The 18,339-nt window shown below is 68.9% G+C and carries 18 protein-coding genes; all 18 read left to right on the top strand.

Annotated features, from left to right (window positions below; all coding sequences use genetic code 11):
- Positions 1 to 146 precede the first annotated feature (146 nt).
- Complete coding sequence (locus tag IG94_RS0101500) at positions 147 to 782, top strand: bifunctional DNA primase/polymerase (RefSeq protein ID WP_031029675.1); 636 nt, start codon at positions 147 to 149, stop codon at positions 780 to 782.
- A 64-nt stretch (positions 783 to 846) separates the two neighbouring features.
- The gene (locus IG94_RS0101495; protein WP_224326219.1) at positions 847 to 1,302 is read left to right on the top strand and encodes a phage terminase small subunit; all 456 of its coding nucleotides are present in this window, start codon (positions 847 to 849) and stop codon (positions 1,300 to 1,302) included.
- A gap of 1 nt (position 1,303) precedes the next feature.
- Positions 1,304 to 1,555, top strand: coding sequence for a hypothetical protein (locus IG94_RS0101490; protein WP_031029665.1), 252 nt, complete (start codon positions 1,304 to 1,306; stop codon positions 1,553 to 1,555).
- A complete protein-coding gene (locus IG94_RS0101485) occupies positions 1,545 to 3,278 on the top strand; it encodes a terminase (RefSeq protein ID WP_031029663.1) in 1,734 nt (577 codons plus the stop codon). Before IG94_RS0101490 ends, IG94_RS0101485 begins: the two co-directional genes overlap by 11 nt.
- The gene (locus tag IG94_RS0101480) at positions 3,275 to 4,744 is read left to right on the top strand and encodes a phage portal protein (RefSeq protein ID WP_078892124.1); all 1,470 of its coding nucleotides are present in this window, start codon (positions 3,275 to 3,277) and stop codon (positions 4,742 to 4,744) included. The genes IG94_RS0101485 and IG94_RS0101480 overlap by 4 nt, the downstream gene beginning before the upstream one ends.
- Positions 4,722 to 5,537 (top strand): VG15 protein, encoded by an 816-nt coding sequence (locus IG94_RS0101475; RefSeq protein WP_031029658.1) that lies wholly within the window; start codon positions 4,722 to 4,724, stop codon positions 5,535 to 5,537. The genes IG94_RS0101480 and IG94_RS0101475 overlap by 23 nt, the downstream gene beginning before the upstream one ends.
- 62 nt (positions 5,538 to 5,599) lie before the next feature.
- A complete protein-coding gene (locus IG94_RS0101470; RefSeq protein WP_031029655.1) occupies positions 5,600 to 6,250 on the top strand; it encodes a hypothetical protein in 651 nt (216 codons plus the stop codon).
- Between the two features lie 19 nt (positions 6,251 to 6,269).
- Complete coding sequence (locus tag IG94_RS0101465) at positions 6,270 to 7,229, top strand: phage major capsid protein (RefSeq protein ID WP_031029652.1); 960 nt, start codon at positions 6,270 to 6,272, stop codon at positions 7,227 to 7,229.
- Positions 7,229 to 8,260: a glycosyltransferase family 4 protein gene (locus IG94_RS0101460; protein WP_052410508.1), complete on the top strand. Its 1,032-nt coding sequence runs from the start codon at positions 7,229 to 7,231 to the stop codon at positions 8,258 to 8,260. Before IG94_RS0101465 ends, IG94_RS0101460 begins: the two co-directional genes overlap by 1 nt.
- 10 nt (positions 8,261 to 8,270) lie before the next feature.
- Positions 8,271 to 8,684, top strand: a complete 414-nt coding sequence (locus IG94_RS0101455; protein ID WP_031029648.1) for a hypothetical protein — start codon at positions 8,271 to 8,273, stop codon at positions 8,682 to 8,684.
- Between the two features lie 125 nt (positions 8,685 to 8,809).
- Complete coding sequence (locus IG94_RS0101450) at positions 8,810 to 9,055, top strand: hypothetical protein (RefSeq protein WP_224326217.1); 246 nt, start codon at positions 8,810 to 8,812, stop codon at positions 9,053 to 9,055.
- A gap of 15 nt (positions 9,056 to 9,070) precedes the next feature.
- Positions 9,071 to 9,400 carry an HK97 gp10 family phage protein gene (locus tag IG94_RS0101445; protein ID WP_031029640.1) on the top strand — a complete coding sequence of 110 codons (330 nt, stop codon included), beginning with the start codon at positions 9,071 to 9,073 and terminating at the stop codon, positions 9,398 to 9,400.
- The gene (locus tag IG94_RS0101440; RefSeq protein WP_031029637.1) at positions 9,397 to 9,789 is read left to right on the top strand and encodes a hypothetical protein; all 393 of its coding nucleotides are present in this window, start codon (positions 9,397 to 9,399) and stop codon (positions 9,787 to 9,789) included. Before IG94_RS0101445 ends, IG94_RS0101440 begins: the two co-directional genes overlap by 4 nt.
- A gap of 59 nt (positions 9,790 to 9,848) precedes the next feature.
- Positions 9,849 to 10,451, top strand: a complete 603-nt coding sequence (locus IG94_RS0101435; RefSeq protein ID WP_224326215.1) for a phage tail tube protein — start codon at positions 9,849 to 9,851, stop codon at positions 10,449 to 10,451.
- Positions 10,452 to 10,545: 94 nt separating this feature from the next.
- Positions 10,546 to 10,974 carry a hypothetical protein gene (locus IG94_RS0101430; protein WP_052410507.1) on the top strand — a complete coding sequence of 143 codons (429 nt, stop codon included), beginning with the start codon at positions 10,546 to 10,548 and terminating at the stop codon, positions 10,972 to 10,974.
- Positions 10,875 to 11,375, top strand: coding sequence for a hypothetical protein (locus IG94_RS43270; RefSeq protein ID WP_224326213.1), 501 nt, complete (start codon positions 10,875 to 10,877; stop codon positions 11,373 to 11,375). Before IG94_RS0101430 ends, IG94_RS43270 begins: the two co-directional genes overlap by 100 nt.
- Before the next feature lie 21 nt (positions 11,376 to 11,396).
- Positions 11,397 to 16,094 (top strand): hypothetical protein, encoded by a 4,698-nt coding sequence (locus IG94_RS42450; RefSeq protein ID WP_031029626.1) that lies wholly within the window; start codon positions 11,397 to 11,399, stop codon positions 16,092 to 16,094.
- Between the two features lie 11 nt (positions 16,095 to 16,105).
- Positions 16,106 to 18,337: a hypothetical protein gene (locus IG94_RS0101415; RefSeq protein WP_031029623.1), complete on the top strand. Its 2,232-nt coding sequence runs from the start codon at positions 16,106 to 16,108 to the stop codon at positions 18,335 to 18,337.
- The last annotated feature ends 2 nt before the right edge of the window (positions 18,338 to 18,339 follow it).

Raw genomic sequence — 18,339 nt, 5'->3', positions numbered from 1 at the left:
CCTGGATCTGTACGGGTTCCCTAGGTCCCTGACCTGCGGTGATGCAGGCCGGCCTGTCGGCGGGGCGTGCCGCATGTGCGGCACGGAACGGTAACGGTGCAGGTGGAGAGCCTGTAGCCGTAACGCGGTGGCGCTAGACTGGGGTCATGACCTCGACGACCTGCCGCACTGAGTGCGAGCGCTGCGTGGGTCCGATGCCGTTGACGGCTCGGGCTGATGCGCGGTTCTGCTCGTCGGCGTGCAGGCAGGCCGCGTACCGCGAGCGTCACCGTCTGGAGCGGCAGCGGGTGGTGTCGGAGCAGGTGGCGCGGGTGCCGGTCGAGTTGCGGACGAAGGCGCGGTGGGTTCGGTACTCGTCGCGGAAGGTGCCGCTGCGGGGCGACGGCCGCTTCGCTTCGGTGGATGACCCGTCGTCGTGGTCGAACTACTCGGCGGCGGCGAGGGCGTCGGCTGGTGAGGGTGTTGGCTTCGTGCTGACGGCCGGCGACGGGATCGTCGTTGTAGACCTGGACCACGCTGTCGAGGGCGGTCGGGTGTTGCCGTGGGCGCAGGCCATCCTGGATCGGCTGCCTGCGACGTACATGGAACGCGGCCGTTCCGGCCGAGGCCTGCACTTGTGGTTCCGGGGTGCGGTGTCGCACGGCCGGCGGATCCGCCGCGGGGAGTTGGCGGTCGAGGTGTACTCGGATCGCCGCTACATGATCGTGGGTGACCGGGTTCCTGGTACCCCTCTTGAGCTTGCCGAGCTGCCTGACGCGGCCGGTTTGATCGCCTCGCTCTGACGCCCTGGCGGCGTCCCTGCGAGCGTCGTTGTTTCCAGCCCTTCGTGCGCCCTGGTGGCGTGCATTGACCCTGGAGGTCGTCATGGGCGCACACGGACCTATCCCGAAGCGTTCCGAGGAACGTCGTCGCCGCAACAAGGACGACGGGCCCGAACTGATCCAAGCCCCCTCTGGAGCCCCCAGCGACCTGCCGGACCTGCCCGGCGCAGACCCGCTGTGGCATCCGATCGCCGCGGACTGGTACCTCTCGCTCAGAGAGTCGGGGCAGGCCGCGTTCTACGAGCCGTCGGACTGGGCGGTCGCCCGGTATGCAGCCGACCTGATGTCGAAGGTGCTGCAGTCAGAGCGCGGGCCGAACGGCCAGCTGGTAGCCGCACTGAACTCGGTGATGTCGTCGCTGCTGACGACCGAGGGCGATCGCCGCCGGGCTCGTATGGAGCTGGAGCGGAAGAAGCCCGCTGGCCCTCAGTTGGCGTCGGTGAGCCCGCTGGACTCGTACCGTGACATCGCAGGGGGCTGACGTGGTCAAGTACGTCGTCTGCGCGGGCAGCCAGGACGAGGCGCAGGCCTGGGCCCGACTTCACGACATCCCGCAACAGCAGTGTCTGTACGCCGGTTCGCTGAGGCGAATCGAGGGCCTCCGGGACTTCGCTGTGGTTCGGCTGCGGGGCTTCTTCGATCGGCCGGATCGGGGCGACATTGAGGCATGCCTTCTGCGCAACGAGCTGAAGCGGCGCTCCCCGCTGCGCGACATTCGCGGCGATGGAGGCTGAGGAGCAGGTCCCCGACGTCGTCGAACCCTTCACGCTCGGCCCGACGTGGAAGCGCGGCCCAGATGGAAAGTTCATCCTGCCCGAGTACACGCTGGGCTGGCAGTGCCTCGCCTGGACCAAGACATACCTGCAGCACTACGTCGGGAAGGCCTGGCAGTACACGCCCGAGCAAGCTCGCCTGACCTTGTGGTGGTACGCGATGGACCCGGAGACGAACCGGTTCCTTTGGCGGGACGGCGTGATCCAGCGGCTGAAGGGCTGGGGCAAGGACCCACTGATCGCCACGTGGTCGGCGTTCGAGTTCGTCGGCCCGTGCCGGCTCGCTGGGGTTGCGGACGAGGGCAACGAGTGGGGTGTCCGGGCGGGGCAGCCGCTCGGCACGCAGCATCCGGCGGCCTGGGTGCAGATCGCGGCGGTGTCGCAGGACCAGACGCGGAACACGATGACGCTCTTCCCGAGCATCTTCACTAAGCGGGCCCTCGAGGAGTTCCGGATCGACCTCGGCAAGGAGATCATCTACGCCGACAAGGGACGGGCCCGGATCGAGGCGGTCACGTCCTCGCCGCGTGCTCTGGAAGGTGGCCGACCGACGTTCGTTTCGCTGGGGGAGACGCACCACTGGGTGGAGTCGAATCAGGGGCACGAGATGGCGGCGGTAATCGAGCGTAACGCCACCAAGTCGGCGGATGGCCAAGCGCGGACGCTGGCGAACACGAACGCCTACGAGCCCGGCGAGGACAGCGTCGCCGAGCGGACCCGGGAGGCGTTCGAGTCGGCGGAGGCCGGGCGCGCGGCGGACACCGGACTGTTCTACGACTCGCTGGAGGCTCCGGCCGAGGCCAAGCTGACCGAGGCGTGGATCGTGCCGACGCTGAAGGCGGTCCGCGGGGATTCGGTGTGGCTGGACGTGGACCGGCTCAAGGCGTCGATCCTCGACATCCGTAACCCGCCCAGCAGGTCGCGCCGGTTCTGGTTCAACCAGATCGCGGCGGCCGAGGACGCCTACTTGGCGCCATACGAATGGGATGCCAATCCGCATGAGGGCCTCGCTTTGGAAGAGGGCGACGGGATCGTCCTGTTCTTCGATGGCTCCAAGTCAGACGACGCTACGGGCTTGGTCGGCTGCCGGATGTCAGACGGGTTCGTGAGGACTTTGGGGGTCTGGCAGCGGCCGGCGAACTGGCCATCGGACGTGCCCTATCGGGTGCCGCGAGAGGAGGCCGACGGCGTGGTGGACCAGGTGTTCGCCCGGTACAAGCCGCTGGCGTTCTTCGCGGACCCTGGCGCTGGATATGACGATGCGGATGGAGAACGCTACTGGGATGGCTATGTCGACGCGTGGGCTCAGCGGTATGGGAAGCGGCTGAAGCTGAAGGCAGTGCCGTCTGGGCATGGGCAGCACGCGGTGATGTGGGACATGGGTGACCGTCGGCGCCAGCAGGTGTTCACGGAGGCCGTGGACCGCTTCTACCGGGACGTTTTGGAACGGCAGGTGCCGCATGACGGACACAAGGTTCTGCGACAGCACGTCGCGAACGCCCGACGCCGGACGAACGCATGGGGTTACACGATCGGCAAGGAGCACCGTGAGTCGGCGCGAAAGATCGACCTTGTGGTGTGCGCGATCGGGGCCCGGATGCTGCGTCGCATGGTCATGAACTCGCCCGCGTGGGCCAAGCGCTCGAAGGCTACGGGCAAGGGGAGGGTTGTGGTGCTGCGATGACCCTGTCCATTCCTGAGTTGCCGCTGGTGTATCTCTCGGACGAGGAGCAGGCGCTGATCAACCTGCTGCGGGCTGACATGCTGCGGGACCGGTACGCGCTGCAACTCCGGGACGCCTACTTCAACGGCGAGCAACTGATCCGCGACCTCGGCATCTCCATCCCGCCGCAGCTCAAAGGGCTGCATACGGTGATTGGCTGGCCGCGGGTGGGTGTGGAGTCGCTGGAGGAGCGCCTGGACTTGGAGGCGTTCCGGTGGGCAGATGGCTCGAATTCCAGTGAGCTGACGGAGATCGCCGAGGCGAATGACCTGTTCGACGAGTCGTCGCTGGCTCACCTGGACGCGTTCGTGTACGGCCGGGAGTATCTGGCGGTCGGGTCGGGTGGTTGCGGAACGGACGAGTGCCCGCCGTTGATCACCGCCGAGTCGCCGTTGGACATGACGCTGATGTGGGATGCCCGCATGCGCATGGGTACGGCTGCGCTCCGAGAGTGCGCCGCCGACTCGTACATCGAGGCGGGTCCTGAGGAGCGGATGCTGGTCTTGTATCTGCCGGATCAGACGGTGATGTGTCTGCCGTCGGCGTCTGGCGGCTGGGAGGTCGTCGACCGGGACATGCACGGGCTCGGCGTCGTGCCGGTCGTGCGTCTGGCGAACCGGCAGCGGACCGCAGACCGGGTCGGCAAGTCGGAGATCACTCCTGAGGTTATGTCGATCACGGATGCGGCGTGCCGCCGGCTGATGGGTATGGAGGTGGCTGCCGAGTTCTTCGGCGCCCCGCAGCGCTACATTCTGGGCGCGTCGGAGTCGGCGTTTCAGGACGCGGACGGTACGGCTAAGAGCGCCTGGGAGACGTACATCGGTCGTGTGCTCGCGTTGGAGCGGGACGAGGACGGCAACGTGCCGGACGTCGGCCAGTTCGCTGCGCACGATCCGACCGGCATGACGAAGATCATCGATCTGTACGCCAGGATCATGGCGTCGCAGATGTCGGTGGCCCCGCACGTCCTCGGCTACAGCAGCGACAACCCCGCCTCCGCGGACGCGATCCGCTTCGCCGACAACCGGCAGGTCAAGAAGGCCGAACGGCGTATCCGCCGGTTCGGCGCCGGGTGGCAGCAGGCCATGCGGCTCGCCCTGTGGATCCGAGACGGCGAACCCCCGGACAAGACCCGCCGCATCGAGACGGTGTGGCGGAACCCTGCGACACCGACGGTAGCGGCCCAGGTGGACGCCACGGTCAAGCTGGTGCAGGCCGGGGTACTGCCCGCGGACTCCGACGTCACCCTGGAGATGGCTGGGTTCACGGAGCCGCAGCGGCAGCGGATCGCTGCGGACCGGCGCCGCGGCGTCGGCCGGGCGGCCAGCAGCGCACTGCTGGACCGTTTCGCTGAGATTCGGTCTGGCTCGTCTACGGCGAGTACGGAGCCGTCGGAGGCCGACGTTGGCGTCGACGACCTCGGATAGTTCGCCTGGCGCGGCGCGTTGGCGGTCTGCACAGCAGGGCCTGACAGCGCTGCTGTTGCGGGATTTGCGAACGCTGCGGCGGCTGATCAATCCGCGCCGGTTGCAGGCGACGGTGCCGCCGTGGATTGAGGCGGTGGCCGTTGTGGTGGGCCAGTATGCGGAGGTGTCGGCGGCTCTTGCCGCGGACTTTTACGACGGGCAGCGCGCAGACGCTGATGTGCCGGGTGGGTTCACGGCACGGTTGGCTGATCCGCCGCCGGGCGAGCAGGTGGATGCGTCGATGCGCTGGGCCACGAAGGACGTGTGGGACCGGGACGCCGACGTGGCGACGCCCGCACAGCTGGAACCCCTCGATGTTCGACTGGAGGCCGCGTTCGTAAAAGCAGACATGGCCACACAGCGTCTTGTGGCTGATGTGGGCCGGGAGACGGTCCGGCAGGCGGTCCGGCAGGATCGGCAGGCTGTGGCGTATGCCCGGGTGGCAGCGCTCGGCGCCTGCTCCTTCTGCAAGCTCATGGCATCCCGCGGGTCGGTCTATGCCACGGCAGAAACCGCAGGTCGGGATGCGAATGACCGGTTCTCAGGTGACGCGTCGGTGGTGAAGTTCCACAACAACTGCCACTGCGGAATCCTGCCGGTCTTCCGCGGCCAGCGCTTCCAGTTGTCGCCGCATGCGGCTCGCTGGGATGAGATCTATCGCGAGTACGCGCAAGGTCATCCGGGAGACCAGTTGCGCCTGTTCAGGCGTGCGCTGGCGGAGCACGACGAGTATCCGCTTCCCGGATCTCACTGATCAACGGGTCGCCCTGGTGGCGGCCTTCCCCTTTTCGACAGCCCCTGGAGGGCCGATTCGTCATGCCCGAAGAGACCGAGACGACCGAGCAGCAGACCGACTCCGGCACTGAGGAGACCGTCGACGAGACGGCCACCGAGGAGAGCGGCACCGAGCAGCAGGAGACCGCCCAGGAGGCGGACACCAGCAGCGAGGAGAAGCCGTTCGACCGGAAGCAGGCCGAGGCGAAGATCCGGAAGGCGAACTCAGAGGCCGCGAACCTCCGCAAGCGCCTGAAGGAGCAGGAGCCTCTGCTCGCCGAGCTGCAGAAGCGCAAGGACGCGGAACTCTCCGAGTCCGAACGCCTCAACGAGCAGCTCACTGCCGCGCAGGATCAGATCGCGAAGACCCGGCAGCGACTGGTCCGCAGCCAGGTGCAGGCGCTCGCCGGCACGGCCACCGAGGGCCGGGCGGCGTTCGCCGATCCGGCTGACGCGTTCGGCGAGCTCGATCTGGACTCGTACATCGACGACTCGGGCGACATCAACGAGTCCGCCATCGAGGCGGATCTCCAGGCGCTGTTGGAGCGCAAGCCGCACTGGGCGAAGACCCAGCCCCCGGAGGGCCCGCGGCGACCCGCACCGGACCGCACACAGGCATCCGGTGCCAACAAGAAGCAGGCCCCCAACCCTCGCGACGAGTTCGCCGGGTGGCTGAGTTCGAAGCTCACGTAGCTTCGGGAGAAGAGACATCATGGCGGTCACCGCCCCCCTGACGCTGTCCAACGTGGACGGCGCGCTCCTGCCCCGCACGATCACCGCGCCGATCTTCGAGAAGTCCGTCGAAGCGTCCGCGGTCATGCAGCTGGCACGCCCGGCGCCGCTCGCCCTGGACGCCACCACTTCGGTGCCGATCCCGATGGACGTCCCGGTCGCCGACTGGGTCGGCCAGGCGGCCAAGAAGCCCCTGTCGACCGGCGGCGTGGACGTCAAGCAGATGCAGGCGAAGAAGGTCGCCGTGCTCATCCCGGTCGCCATGGAGGTCGCGAAGACCAACGCGGGCGGCCTGTACGACCAGCTGCAGAAGGATCTGCCGACCGCGTTCGCCCGCGCCTTCGACCACGCGACGATCCACGGCAAGACCATGAAGGGCGCGGCAGGCCCGTTCACCGAGTACCTCGCCGCCACCACCAACTCGGTGGCGCTGGGCACGGCCACCCAGGCGCAGGGCGGCATCTGGGCCGACTTCGTCAACGGCATGGCCGAGGTCGTCGACTCCGACTGGGACTACACCGGCACCGTGGCGGACCACCGGCTGAAGCCGTCGCTGCTGCTGGCGACGGACACCACGGGCCGTCCGATCCTCGTGGACACGCAGACGCCGGGCACGAACATGGCGGCGGCGGGCACGCTGATCGGTGAGCCGCTCGCCTACTCGCGGTCCGTGTCGGGCAAGCAGCGCCGGCAGTCGGCATCGGTGGACTCGGGGCTGCGGGCGATTGGCGGCGACTGGTCGCAGGCCGCCTACGGCGTGGGCATGGACATCACGGTGCGGATCTCCGACCAGGCCACCTACGTCGACGAGGAGGGCGGCGTCCACTCGGCGTTCCAGGAGAACCTGGTGCTGATCCTGGCGGAGGCGTACTACGGCTTCGTCCTCGGTGACGTCGACGCGTTCGTCAAGTACACGGGCACGCCGTCCGGTAGCGCCTGATGAGCAGGGCTGTCTCGGCTTCCGCGCCGGGCGGGGCAGCCAAGCCCCTGAAGGTCGTGGCCCGCTTCCATGCGATGCCGCCGGAGCACAATGCGGGCGCCGAGCACATGCTTGTGTCGATGCTGCGTCCGCTGGTGGAGCGTGGCCACGATGTGCAGGTGTGGCTGTCCCGCTACGGCAAGGCCCACCAGGAGTACGAGTACCGCGGCATCCATGTCGTCCCGTTGGAGTCGCGGCTGGACTTTCCGACTGCGGTGCGCCGGGCGGATGTGCTGGTGGCGCATCTGGAGACGGTGCCGTCGACGGCGTCGTTGGCCCGCGGCTACGGCAAGCCGCTGGTGGTGGTCTGCCACAACACGCACCGGCCCACCTTCCGCGATGCTGCGGCGGGCGGGACGGCACTGGCGGTCTACAACAGCCGGTGGATGGCCCGTGAGGCGGAGCTGTTCTTCGCCGAGTACCCGAAGGCCGTCCGCCCGGCCGAGTCGCTGATCGTGCGGCCTCCGGTGTTCGCCGCCGAGTATGCGACGAAGCCCGGCAAGGCCATCACGCTGATCAACTGCAACCCGGAGAAGGGCGGCAAGGTTCTTCGAGCCCTCGCCGAGCGGATGCCGGATCAGCAGTTCCTGGCAGTGCGGGGCGCCTACGGGGAGCAGATCCTCCCGGACTTGCCCAACGTCGAGGTCGTCGACCACGTCCGCGGCGAGGACATGCGAGATCGGGTGTATGCCCGCACTCGGGTGCTGCTGATGCCGTCGTCCTACGAGTCGTGGGGCCGTGCCGGCTGCGAGGCGTTGGCCTCCGGTATCCCGGTCGTCGCGCACCCCACCCCGGGGCTGTGCGAGTCCCTCGGTGAGGCCGGGATCTTCGTGGACCGGAACGATGTCGACGGCTACGAGGCGGTGCTGCGGAAGTTGATGCAGCCTGCCGAGTTCCGGCTGGCGTCGAAGCGGGCGCGGGCCCGGTCTGCCGAACTGGATCCTGCCGCCGATCTGGCGGCGTGGTGTTCGGCTGTGGAGTCTCTGGCTTGAGGAGGGTGTTATGGCATTCGTCCCTCCGACCGCCGAGCAGCTCGGCCTATACCTGGGCATGGGTGAGATCGACGGTGCGCGCGCTGACCTGCTGCTCTCGACGGCGGCGTCGCTGTGTCAGACGGTCGTGAAACCGCTCCCTGAGGGTGCGGAGGCGGTCGTCCTGTCGGTGGCGGGCCGCGCCTACGTCAACCCGCAGCAGGTGAGCTACGAGACGATCGGCCCGATGTCGGTGCAGCGCCCCCAGGGGTCTGGCGGCCTGTACCTGACGAAGGCCGACAAGTCGGCGCTGAAGTCGCTGGCGGGCCGGGGTGGGGCGTTCACGATCGATCCGACTCCGGAGACGGCTGATCCGTCGCCAACGTGGCCGATCGACGACATGGGCTTCGCCGACGAGTTCGAACCGGGCTGGGGGTACTCCTGATGCCGGCGCCGTACCCGTTCGGGGAGACCGTGCGGATCGTCCGCACCGGCCAGTCGCCAGGCCGGGATCCTCGTGGCCAGCCGCTGCCTGGGCCCGATGAGTCGTTCGACCTACCGGGCTGTGTGGTGACGCCGCGTGCGGAGACGCCGCAGGTGGGCGGCCCGGAGCAGCAGGAGCGGGACACGGTCATCGTCGGCTGGACCGTGTACGCGCCCGCCGACCAGCCCGGCATGCCGCTGCGCACTACGGACAAGGCCCGGATCCGCGGTGTCGACTGCGACATCACTGGCGAACCCGGCGACTGGGGACGGTCCCCGTTCACCGGCACCCGCGGCGTCATCCAGTTCGCCGCCGACCGCGTCACCGGCTGACCGAGGGAGGTACTGGTGGCTGCCAGGTTCAAGCCGAAGCGGAAGGGCATCGGGCAGATGCTGCGCATGCCCGGCATGGAAGCGGAGATGCTGCGCCGCGCGGAGGTCATCAAGAGCGTCGCCGTCGCCCTCTCCCCGGTCGACCAGAACAGTCCTGACCCGGGGCACTACAAGGAGTCGTGGGAGACGGACAGCACGAGGCGCGGCGGCCGACGCCGAGACCGCGCTGTCGGCTACGTTCGCAACACCGCCTACTACGCCCGCTGGGTGGAGTACGGCACCGAGAAAGTCACCGCCCACCACGTGCTGCTGCGGGCCGCGCAGATCGGTGGGCGGAACCAGTGATCGTCGTCGTTGACATCGAGGGCGAACTGATTCCTCGGGCTCAGGCCCGCTGGCCCGCCGCTGTGGTCCGCGACGAGTTGGACAACAGCCTGTTGGACGAGCTGCCGACGATCCAGATCACGCAGGTCCCGGGCGGTGACCTTGCGGCCAGCCGGCTGGCGCGGATGCTCGTCGACATCGACGTGTACGCGGCCACCCGCCAGGCGGCGTTCGACCTGGCCCGCGAGACCGTCGCTTGGGTGGAGCGGGAGCTGCGTGGCTCGACCACCAGCACGCTGACCATCGGCCGCGCCGATGTCGTCACCCTGCCCGCCGCCCGGCCCTACGAGAACACCGCCCTGCGCCGCGTCGGCGGCACCTTCGAGATCTTCTGTCACCCGGTTTCCTGACCGGCTGTTCGGCCCGCGCCAGGCCCCTTTCACCACCCGCCCGTGCGCGGGCTTCACGCATGTCTGGAGACATCATGGTCAACATCACCCGCGCTGCGGATCTGCTGGAGGTCGGCGCGAACGGGGCCGGCTGGACGGCGCCGCTGGGCACGTCGTCGCCCGGGGATCCGGCGATTCAGCCGGTGGGCCCGTGGCTGCCGCTCGGCGCCATCAGCGACGACGGTCTGGTGCAGGGCTTCGAGGAGGACTCGGAGTCGTTCACGCCGTGGGGGTACACGGCGCCGATCCGCACCACCATCACCAGCTCGCTGCGGACGTTCGGGCTGACGGTGTGGGAGACCGGACGGACGACCGTGCAGGCCCTGCAGTACCGACTCGACTCGGCGGACCTGACCCCGGTCGACGGTCTCACGTCGTTCGCGGAGACCGCGTCCCCGGAGCCGGACCGCAGGGCGTTCTGGTTCATCGTCCTCGACGGCGACAACTTCCAGCGCGGCTTCTACGTGCCGGAGGGGGAGATCACGGAGCGGTCGGACGTAAATCACCAGCAGTCTGAGGTCGCCGGCTACGAGTGGACGATCACCGCCTACCCGGACCTCGCCGGGAACACGGTCTATCACTTCGACCGGGTGCCTGAGACCGAGGCGTACACCGGGTCCTGAGCTGGTGGGCGGGCCGATCACCGTCGGCGCGGGCCCGGCCCGCCCACCTTCACCACCATCCTTGCCCGCGCCCTGACATGAAGGAGCCCGCGCCGTGGCCACCACGAGCAAGAGCACCAGCAGGAAGCCGCGCACTGCGGCCCGTGCCGCATCCCGCCCCGCCACCCGGCGGGCGGTCGAGCCGGACGTGGAGCCGGAGACCGATGACGTTGAAGTGTCGGCTGCCGAAGCGCAGGAGATCGAAGCCGACGGCTACGTCACCGCTGACCTGTGCGGCGAGGACGTGCAGGTGGTGCCGCCGTCGATGTGGCGGGCCTCCTGGACACGCGCCCTCAACCAGGGGCAGATCGACACCTTCGCGCAGAAGATCCTCCACCCGGACGACTACGAGTTCTACCTCGACATCGACCCGACGCTCGAGGAGTGGAACGCGTTCGTCGAGGACGCCAGCGCCAAGTCGGGGGAGTCCCTGGGAAAGTCCAGGGGACGATCGCGATCTGGCAGGCCCACCCGGAGGCGGTAGAAGCCGACCTCATCGAGCGGCACTACGACATCGCGGACGTCCTCACCGGCAGGCGTTCGTGGCGGTGGCTGCGCGTCTTCATCGAGCACCTGCCACCCGAATCGCACACCATGACCGCCCTCCGCAACGGGCTCACGCCGCAGCAGCTCGCCGAGCAGGCCGACAAGGGCGAGCCGGAGAAGGCCCCCTGGTCACAGCAGGAGCAGTTGCTGGCCTCCGCCGTGGATGCGGTCCGCCACATGGAGTGGACGCTGATCTGCCTGAACGTCGACAAGAAGTCGAAGCGACCGGATCCGCCCGAGGCGATGCGCCGGCCGGGCGCGGGGCCGCGGAAGAAGGCGCAGCTCACCAACAAGTCCGCGAACACCCTGTTTGAGCTGCTGCAAGGGGGCGCCGCATAGGGCGCCGGGAGGAGGCTCCTGGTGCCTGCTATCTCCGTCGGCTCCGTCGAAGTCGATGTTCTGCCCAATGCGCGCGGTATCCACCGCCGGCTCCGGTCGGCGCTGGTGCCTACGGCGTCACAGATCGGCGACGAGGTCGGCCGGATCATCGGCCAGCAGCTTGCCGCCCGGATCGCTCCGGCGGTTCGTGACGGTGTCCAGAACGGGGCGCGGGCCGCCCGGCCTTCGGCGGCTCGGGGTGGCGAGGAGACGGGTGGGGCGTTCGCCCGGTCGCTGCGGGCCCGGCTGGAGGCCGCGTTCCGCAGCATGCCCAAGCTCAACGTCGGTCTGAACGACACCGGCGTCGACGCGGACCTGGCCCGGCTGCGGGCCAAGCTGGAGTCGCTGGCCGGCAAGACCATCGGCATCGATATCGACGCTGAGACGGCCCGCGCTCAGGCTGCGGACATCGAGGAGCGGCTGCGCCGGATAGGGGCCGCCCATCCGGACGTCGCGGTCAGGGCTGACACGGCGCGGGCGATCGCACAGTTGCGGCTGCTGCGGGAGCAGATCGACGAAGTGTCTGCTGATCCTCTGCGGATTCGCGTAGAGACGGACGGCGCGTTTGGCCAGCGTCTCCGGGCGCAGATTCAGGCGGCCGAGGAATCCCTTCCCAACATCAACATCACGGCCGACTCGTCTCGCGTCGACGTCGAGATCGCCCGGCTGCGCGCCAAGCTGACGGAACTCAAGGACAAGCGGATCGGCATCGACATTGATGCCGCGACGGCGCAGGCTCAGCTCGCTGAGATCCGCGACCGTTTGTTCCGCATTTCGGGGCAGCGCGCCCAGGCCCGGGTGGATGCGGACACAGGTGCCGCAGACGCGGCGCTCTACAACATTGGTGTGCGCCTGGACCGCCTTCGTGGGCGGCGGGCCGAGGTCAACGTGCGGGCGGATGCGGCGTCTGCCTACGCCCAGCTTGCGACGGTCCAGGCGGCCGTCAACCGGTTGGACGGGCAGACGGCGAGCGTCAACGTCCGCGTGAATGGCATGCAGTTGCTGATCGGTGCGGCGGTCGCGCTCGGTCCGGCGCTGCTGCCTGTGCTGCCGGTGGCGGCGGCCGGTTTGGGCGCGATCGCGGCTGCGGCGACGGCCGCCGCGGTCGGTATCGGTTCGATCGCGCTGGTGGCTGTGCCTGCGTTCATGCAGATGAGCAAGGTGATGCAGGCGCAGAAGGCCGCCCAGGATGCGGCGACGCAGGCGTCACTGCAGGGCGGGCAGGCGTCCGCGCAGGGCGCCCAGAAGGCCATGCAGATGGCGGGCGCCCAGCAGTCTTTGGCGACCGCGCACCGCAACGCCGCACGGCAGATCCGGCAGGCCGAGCAGTCCGTCGGCGACGCGGTACGGACCGCGGCGGAGGCCAACGAGCGGGCCGCCGGCCAGGTCGCGCAGGCGAAGCGGGCACTGTCCGATGCGGTGCAGCAGGCTGCGGACCGGCAGCGGCAGGCCGCCGAACAGGTCGCGACGGCTGAGGAGTCCCTGGCGGACGCGCAGCGGGACGCGATCCGGGCCCAGGAGGATCTGACCGATGCCCGCGCGGCGGCGGCTCAGGAACTCGCCGACATGGAGTCCCGGCTCGCCAACGCGAAGCTGTCGGAGCGGGACGCCACGCTGTCGGTGCAGGAGGCGGAGCAGAAGCTTCGCGCCGTGCAGGCGGCGGGCGCCAACGCTTCGGAGCTGGACCGGCAGCGCGCCCAGCTCGCCTACGACCAGGCCGTGCAGCGACTCAAGGACCAGCGGTCCGAGACGAAGGATCTGGCGGCGGAGAAGAAGGCCGCCGACGCTGCCGGGGTCGACGGATCCGAACGAGTCCGGGATGCACAGGAGCGTCTTCAGGACGCCGAGAAGCGCGTCACCGACCAGCAGAAGACTCTGACCAAGGCCCGGCAGGAGGCGGCCCGCCAGCAGGTGCAGGCCCAGCGGGACATCGCCGACGCCCAGGGCAAGGTTGCTGAGGCGCAGCGCAACGTCGCCCGCACCCAGGAAGACGGGGCCCGCTCGGTGGCCCGCGCCCAGGACCAGTTGGCGCAGGCGCAGCAGTCGGCCGCCGACTCGATCGCCTCTGCCCAGCGCCAGATCGCCTCCGCGTCGCTTTCGGCGGCCGGGGGCGTTGATCAGGCTGCCATCGCGCAGGCCAAGTACCAGGCCGAGTTGGCGAAGCTGACGCCGGCGGCCAGGGAAACGTATGACGCGGTCCTCGGGTTGAAGGACGCGTTCTCGGCGTGGTCACGCAGCTTGCAGCCTGCGGTGATGCCGCTGTTCACGCGGGCGATCAACGGGCTGAAGAATAGCTTGCCGGGATTGACGCCGTTTGTGCTGGCGGCGGCGGGCGCGATCGGCCGTCTACAGGACCGGGTGTCGCGGGGCTTCAAGTCGCCCTGGTGGAAGGGCTTCAAGCAGGACTTGCAGGGCTCGGTGGATCCGGCGATCGAGGGCTTGGGTGTGTCCTTCGGCCGGGTCTTCAAGGGCATGGCCGGGGTGGTGCAGGCCTTCCTGCCGCACATGGATTCGATCTCATCGCGGATGCAGGACCTGACGGGCCGCTTCGCGACCTGGGGCACGGGCCTCAAGGGCAGCCCGGAGTTTGAGCGGTTTCTGGACTACAGCGCGGAGATGGGGCCACGGCTGGGGGCTGCACTGCGGGAGTTGGCGGGGGCGGCTGTGTCGGTGGCTCAGGCGCTCATTCCGGTGCAGAGGCTGGTGCTGTCCGCTGTGGAGCAGACGGCTGCGGGTATCGGCTGGATCGCCGATAAGGCCCCGTGGGTCATCCAGGGCATCTACGGGATTGTCGTCGCGATGACTGCGTGGCGGCTCGGCCTCGTCCTGTGGCGGGGCGCTATGACGCTGGCGTCTGCCGCGATGGCCGCCTTCAACTTGGTGACGGCGGCCGGGCCGTGGGGCTGGATCGTGATCGCGGTCGCCGCGGTCGTCGCGGTGATCGTGCTGCTGTACACGAAGTGCGAGTGGTTCCGGGATGCGGTCAAGGCCGTGTGGCTGGCCATTCAGTTGGGCGCGAAGGTCGTGAAGGACTGGTTGGCGGGCCCGTTCGCGACCTTCTGGACGAGGACGCTGCCCGCCGTTTTCAAGGCCGGCTGGGTCCTCGTCAAGACGTGGGTGATCTACCCGATCCGTGACTACTTCACGAAGACGATCCCGGGCTGGGCGAACACGCTGAAGAGCAGGTTCGTCAAGGCGTGGGTGGACGTGTCGGTCGGCGCCCTCAACGCGTGGCGAAACCTGAAGTCGTCGGTGATCTGGCCGATCCGGGACTTCTTCACCAAGACCATCCCCGGGTGGGGTCGGACGTTGAAGAGCAACATGGTTGAGGCGTTCGCGTCGGCCGCGGTCGGCATCAAGAACGCCTTCAACAAGATCCGCGGCTATGCGAAGGATCCTGTCCAGTTCGTCGTCGACACCGTGTATAACAACGGCATCCGCGGCGTCTGGAACAAGATCGCGGGCGCCTTCGGTGCGAAGAAGCTGCCCTGGTTCAAGTTCGCTTCCGGCGGCGTCATGCCCGGCTATACGCCTGGCCGTGACGTGCACACCTTCTACTCGCCGACCGGCGGCGGCCTCGCCCTCTCCGGCGGCGAGGCCATCATGCGGCCAGAGTTCACCAGGGCTGTCGGCTCCGGCTTCGTCAACACCATGAACTCGGTCGCCAAATCGCAGGGCACGCAGGGCGTGAAGGCGGCCCTCGCCCCCGTGTTCGGCGGCAACCCGATGACGCCGACGGACCGGTCCCTGAAGTACGCGTCCGGCGGCACCTACCCGATGCAGCGCTTCGCGGACGGCGGCATCTTCGGCTGGATCAAGGATGCTGCATCGTCGGCGGTCGGCGCCGGATCGAAGGCCTGGAATGCGATCAAGGCGGGGGCGTCGTGGCTGAAGGACGGCCTCGAGAACTCTGCCCGCGCCGGGGTGAAACATGTCGTGGACCCGCTGCTGAAGCGGTTCCCCGGCATGGACACCGGCTTCGGCCAGATGATCCGCAAAGTCCCCGACAAGATCATTGACGCGCTGTTCGGGTACTCGAAGGAGGCGGACAAGAAGGGCGGCGGCGGCATCGGCGGCCCCCGCATCCAAGCCGCCCTGAAGTGGGTGAAGACCCAGAACGGCTTGCCCTACCAGTGGGCGGGCAACGGGAATCCCAGCTGGGACTGCTCGGGCCTCATGTCGGCGATCGAGTCCGTCATCCGCGGCCAGAAGCCACACCGCAGGTGGGCGACGATGGCGTTCTCCGGCCGCACAGCCCCGCCCGGGTGGGTGTACCACGGCAACAGCCCCTTCAAGATCGGCATCACGAATGCCGGTGTGGGCCACACCGCAGGCACCCTCGGCAAAACCAACGTCGAGTCGAGGGGCGGCGATGGTGTCGTCGTCGGCCCCCGGGCCCGCTCCTACAAGGACAGCCTGTTCACCTCCTGGTACGGCTTCCAGCCCGGCAAGTACGACAACGGCGGCATGCTCCAGCCCGGCTTCAACCTCGCCTACAACGGCACGGGGCGGCCCGAGCCGGTGCTCACCGGGCGCCAGTTCAATGACCTGGCCCGGGGCGGCGGAGACAACCCCGTCACCGTCGAAATCCACACCCAGGACCGGGCGCTCGCCGACTTCATCGACGTCCGCGTCCTCGACTCCCAGCAGCAGCTCATCCAGGTCATCAAAGCGAACTGAGGAGGCCCACCTTGGCGATCCCCGGGAACCTCCTCAGCCCGACCACCGAGATGGTCGATCCGAACATCTCCGGCTGGACGACCAAGTCGAACTGCCTGCCCGCGAAGGGGGCAGGCGGCCGAAACGGAGACGGCTGCCTCCTCGTCCGATCTCTCGCAGCAGGCGAGGCACAGGTCCGCACCGTCTCCTCCTACACCATCATCCCTGGCGTCACCTATCAGGCGTTCGCCGACGCTTCCGGAGCCACCGTCCCCGAACGCATCGGCATCCGCTGGCTCACCGCGGCCGGAGCGGAGATCAGCATCACGTGGTCGCTGGTCACCATGGCCGCCGCCGCAGCATGGCACCGCATCAGCGTCGCCGGAACCGCCCCCGTCGGGGCAGCGAAGGCGCAGGTAGTGCTGTCGATGATGACGCCGGCCGCCGCGGGCGTTGTGTCCTACTTCGAGAACGTGTACCTGGGTTTGCCTGTCCGCACGACGGGCAACCTGTTCGGCTTCGGAACCGAATCCACCGAGCTGGACGCGTCCGGCTGGACACCGGAAGTCAACGCGACGATCTCCCGGCAGGTGCCGGTCGTGTCCTGGGCCGTCGACTGGTACTACGCGGGCGGCCACACCCTCGCCGTCACCGCCAGCGCAGCAGGCAATGCCGCGGTCGGCTCCGTGGACCGGCCGACGGTCACCCCAGGCGCCGAGTACCTCTGCTACGCCTATCTGCAGCCGCCGACGATGGCGTCGGCCTGCTGGATCGAGCTGCGGTTCTTCGACAGCAACGGCAACCAGATCCAGGCGACGCGGGCGGCGCTTGCGGCTCCGGGCACCGGCTTCTACCGGCAGCTTCTGTCGGCCGTCGCCCCTGCGGGCGCCGCCAGTTGCGGGTTCGCTGCGGGCATTGACGGTGCCGCCGCAGGGCAGGTGCTGCGCCTGGAGACCGTCGTCGTCCGAGCCCTCATTCCGCTCGTCACCGGCACCGTCCTGCCCTACGCGAGCAGCAGCTTCGAGCAGGGCATCGGCGGATGGACGGTCACCGCAGGCGCCGCAACCCTGGCCCGTACCACACCGTGGGGCGCCGCAGGCTGGGCCGGGAACTACGCGCTGGCCGCCACCACGCCGACCGCAACCACATCGACCATCCGGTCTCCGCTGGCCCCGGTCACGGAGGGCGTGAACTGGCGGGCGCGGATCATCGTCCGGCAAGGCGCCGGATCCTGGACGTCGGTCCGGGTCCGCACCCACTGGTACGACGGCGGCGGCGGCGACCTCGGCACCAGCACCGGCCTCGCCTACGCGCTCCCGGCGGGCAGCTGGTATCAGCTGACATCGGATGCGGTGGCCCCGGCCGGTACTGCGCAGGCGGCCGTGGAGGTGGTCGCCGCTGCGGGGGCTGCAGCGTCGGTGCTGTGGGTGGACGCGGTCGCCCTGTGGCAGGTTCTGCCACTCAGCTCCGTGACGGCAGTCCCGACAGACGGCTACATCCAGCTGACGCTGCGGGAACTGCCCGACGGATACCTGTACAGCGTGTACCGGATCACCCCGGACGGCCTACGGGCCCTGGTCCGAGGCCCGTCGGGGCTCATCGACCAGCAGCCCATCACCAGCGACGCCATGATCCTGGAGGACCACGAAGCACCGCTCGGCGTCCAGGTCTACTACCGCATCGAGCTGTACAGCAGCCCAGGTGTGATCGCATCCACGCGCTCTACGGATCCGGTACTCCTCACCTTGGCCGACATCAACACGGCCTGGATCAAGGACCCGGGGAATCCGCAACGGAACTGCTTGGTCGTGGTCCAGACGGCCCCGGGCTGGGAGCGGCCCATCGAGCAGGCCGTGCATGTGGTCCGCGGGCGACGCAACAAGGTTGTGCTGAGCGGTAGAAGGCAGGGCTTGGAGGGCGACCTTGCCATCTGGACCCGCACCGACGCCGAACGGGCAGCCCTCCACCTATTGCTGGACTCCGGCAACACCCTGCTGTGGCAGGCCGCGCCCGGCATGGGCGTCGCCGACATGTACATCGCCGTCGCCAACGTCTCCGAGGACCGCGTCACCCGGCTCGCCCAGGAGCAGTGGCGGGCCTGGACGCTCCCGCTGACCGAGCAGGACATGCCCGTCACTACCGGCGTCAACGGAGCGGCAGGCCGCACCTGGCAGGACGTGGTCGCCGAGTTCGCCACCTGCGCCGACCTGCTGCCCGTGTACGCCACCAGCGAGGATCTGCTGCTCGACCGCCGAACGGGGTGACC

Origin of the sequence: Streptomyces olivaceus (assembly GCF_000721235.1) — a bacterium.
In the GTDB taxonomy this organism is placed as follows: domain Bacteria; phylum Actinomycetota; class Actinomycetes; order Streptomycetales; family Streptomycetaceae; genus Streptomyces; species Streptomyces olivaceus.
The sequence above is the reverse complement of the archived record's forward strand: the minus strand, read 5'-3'. Positions and strand labels throughout refer to the sequence as shown.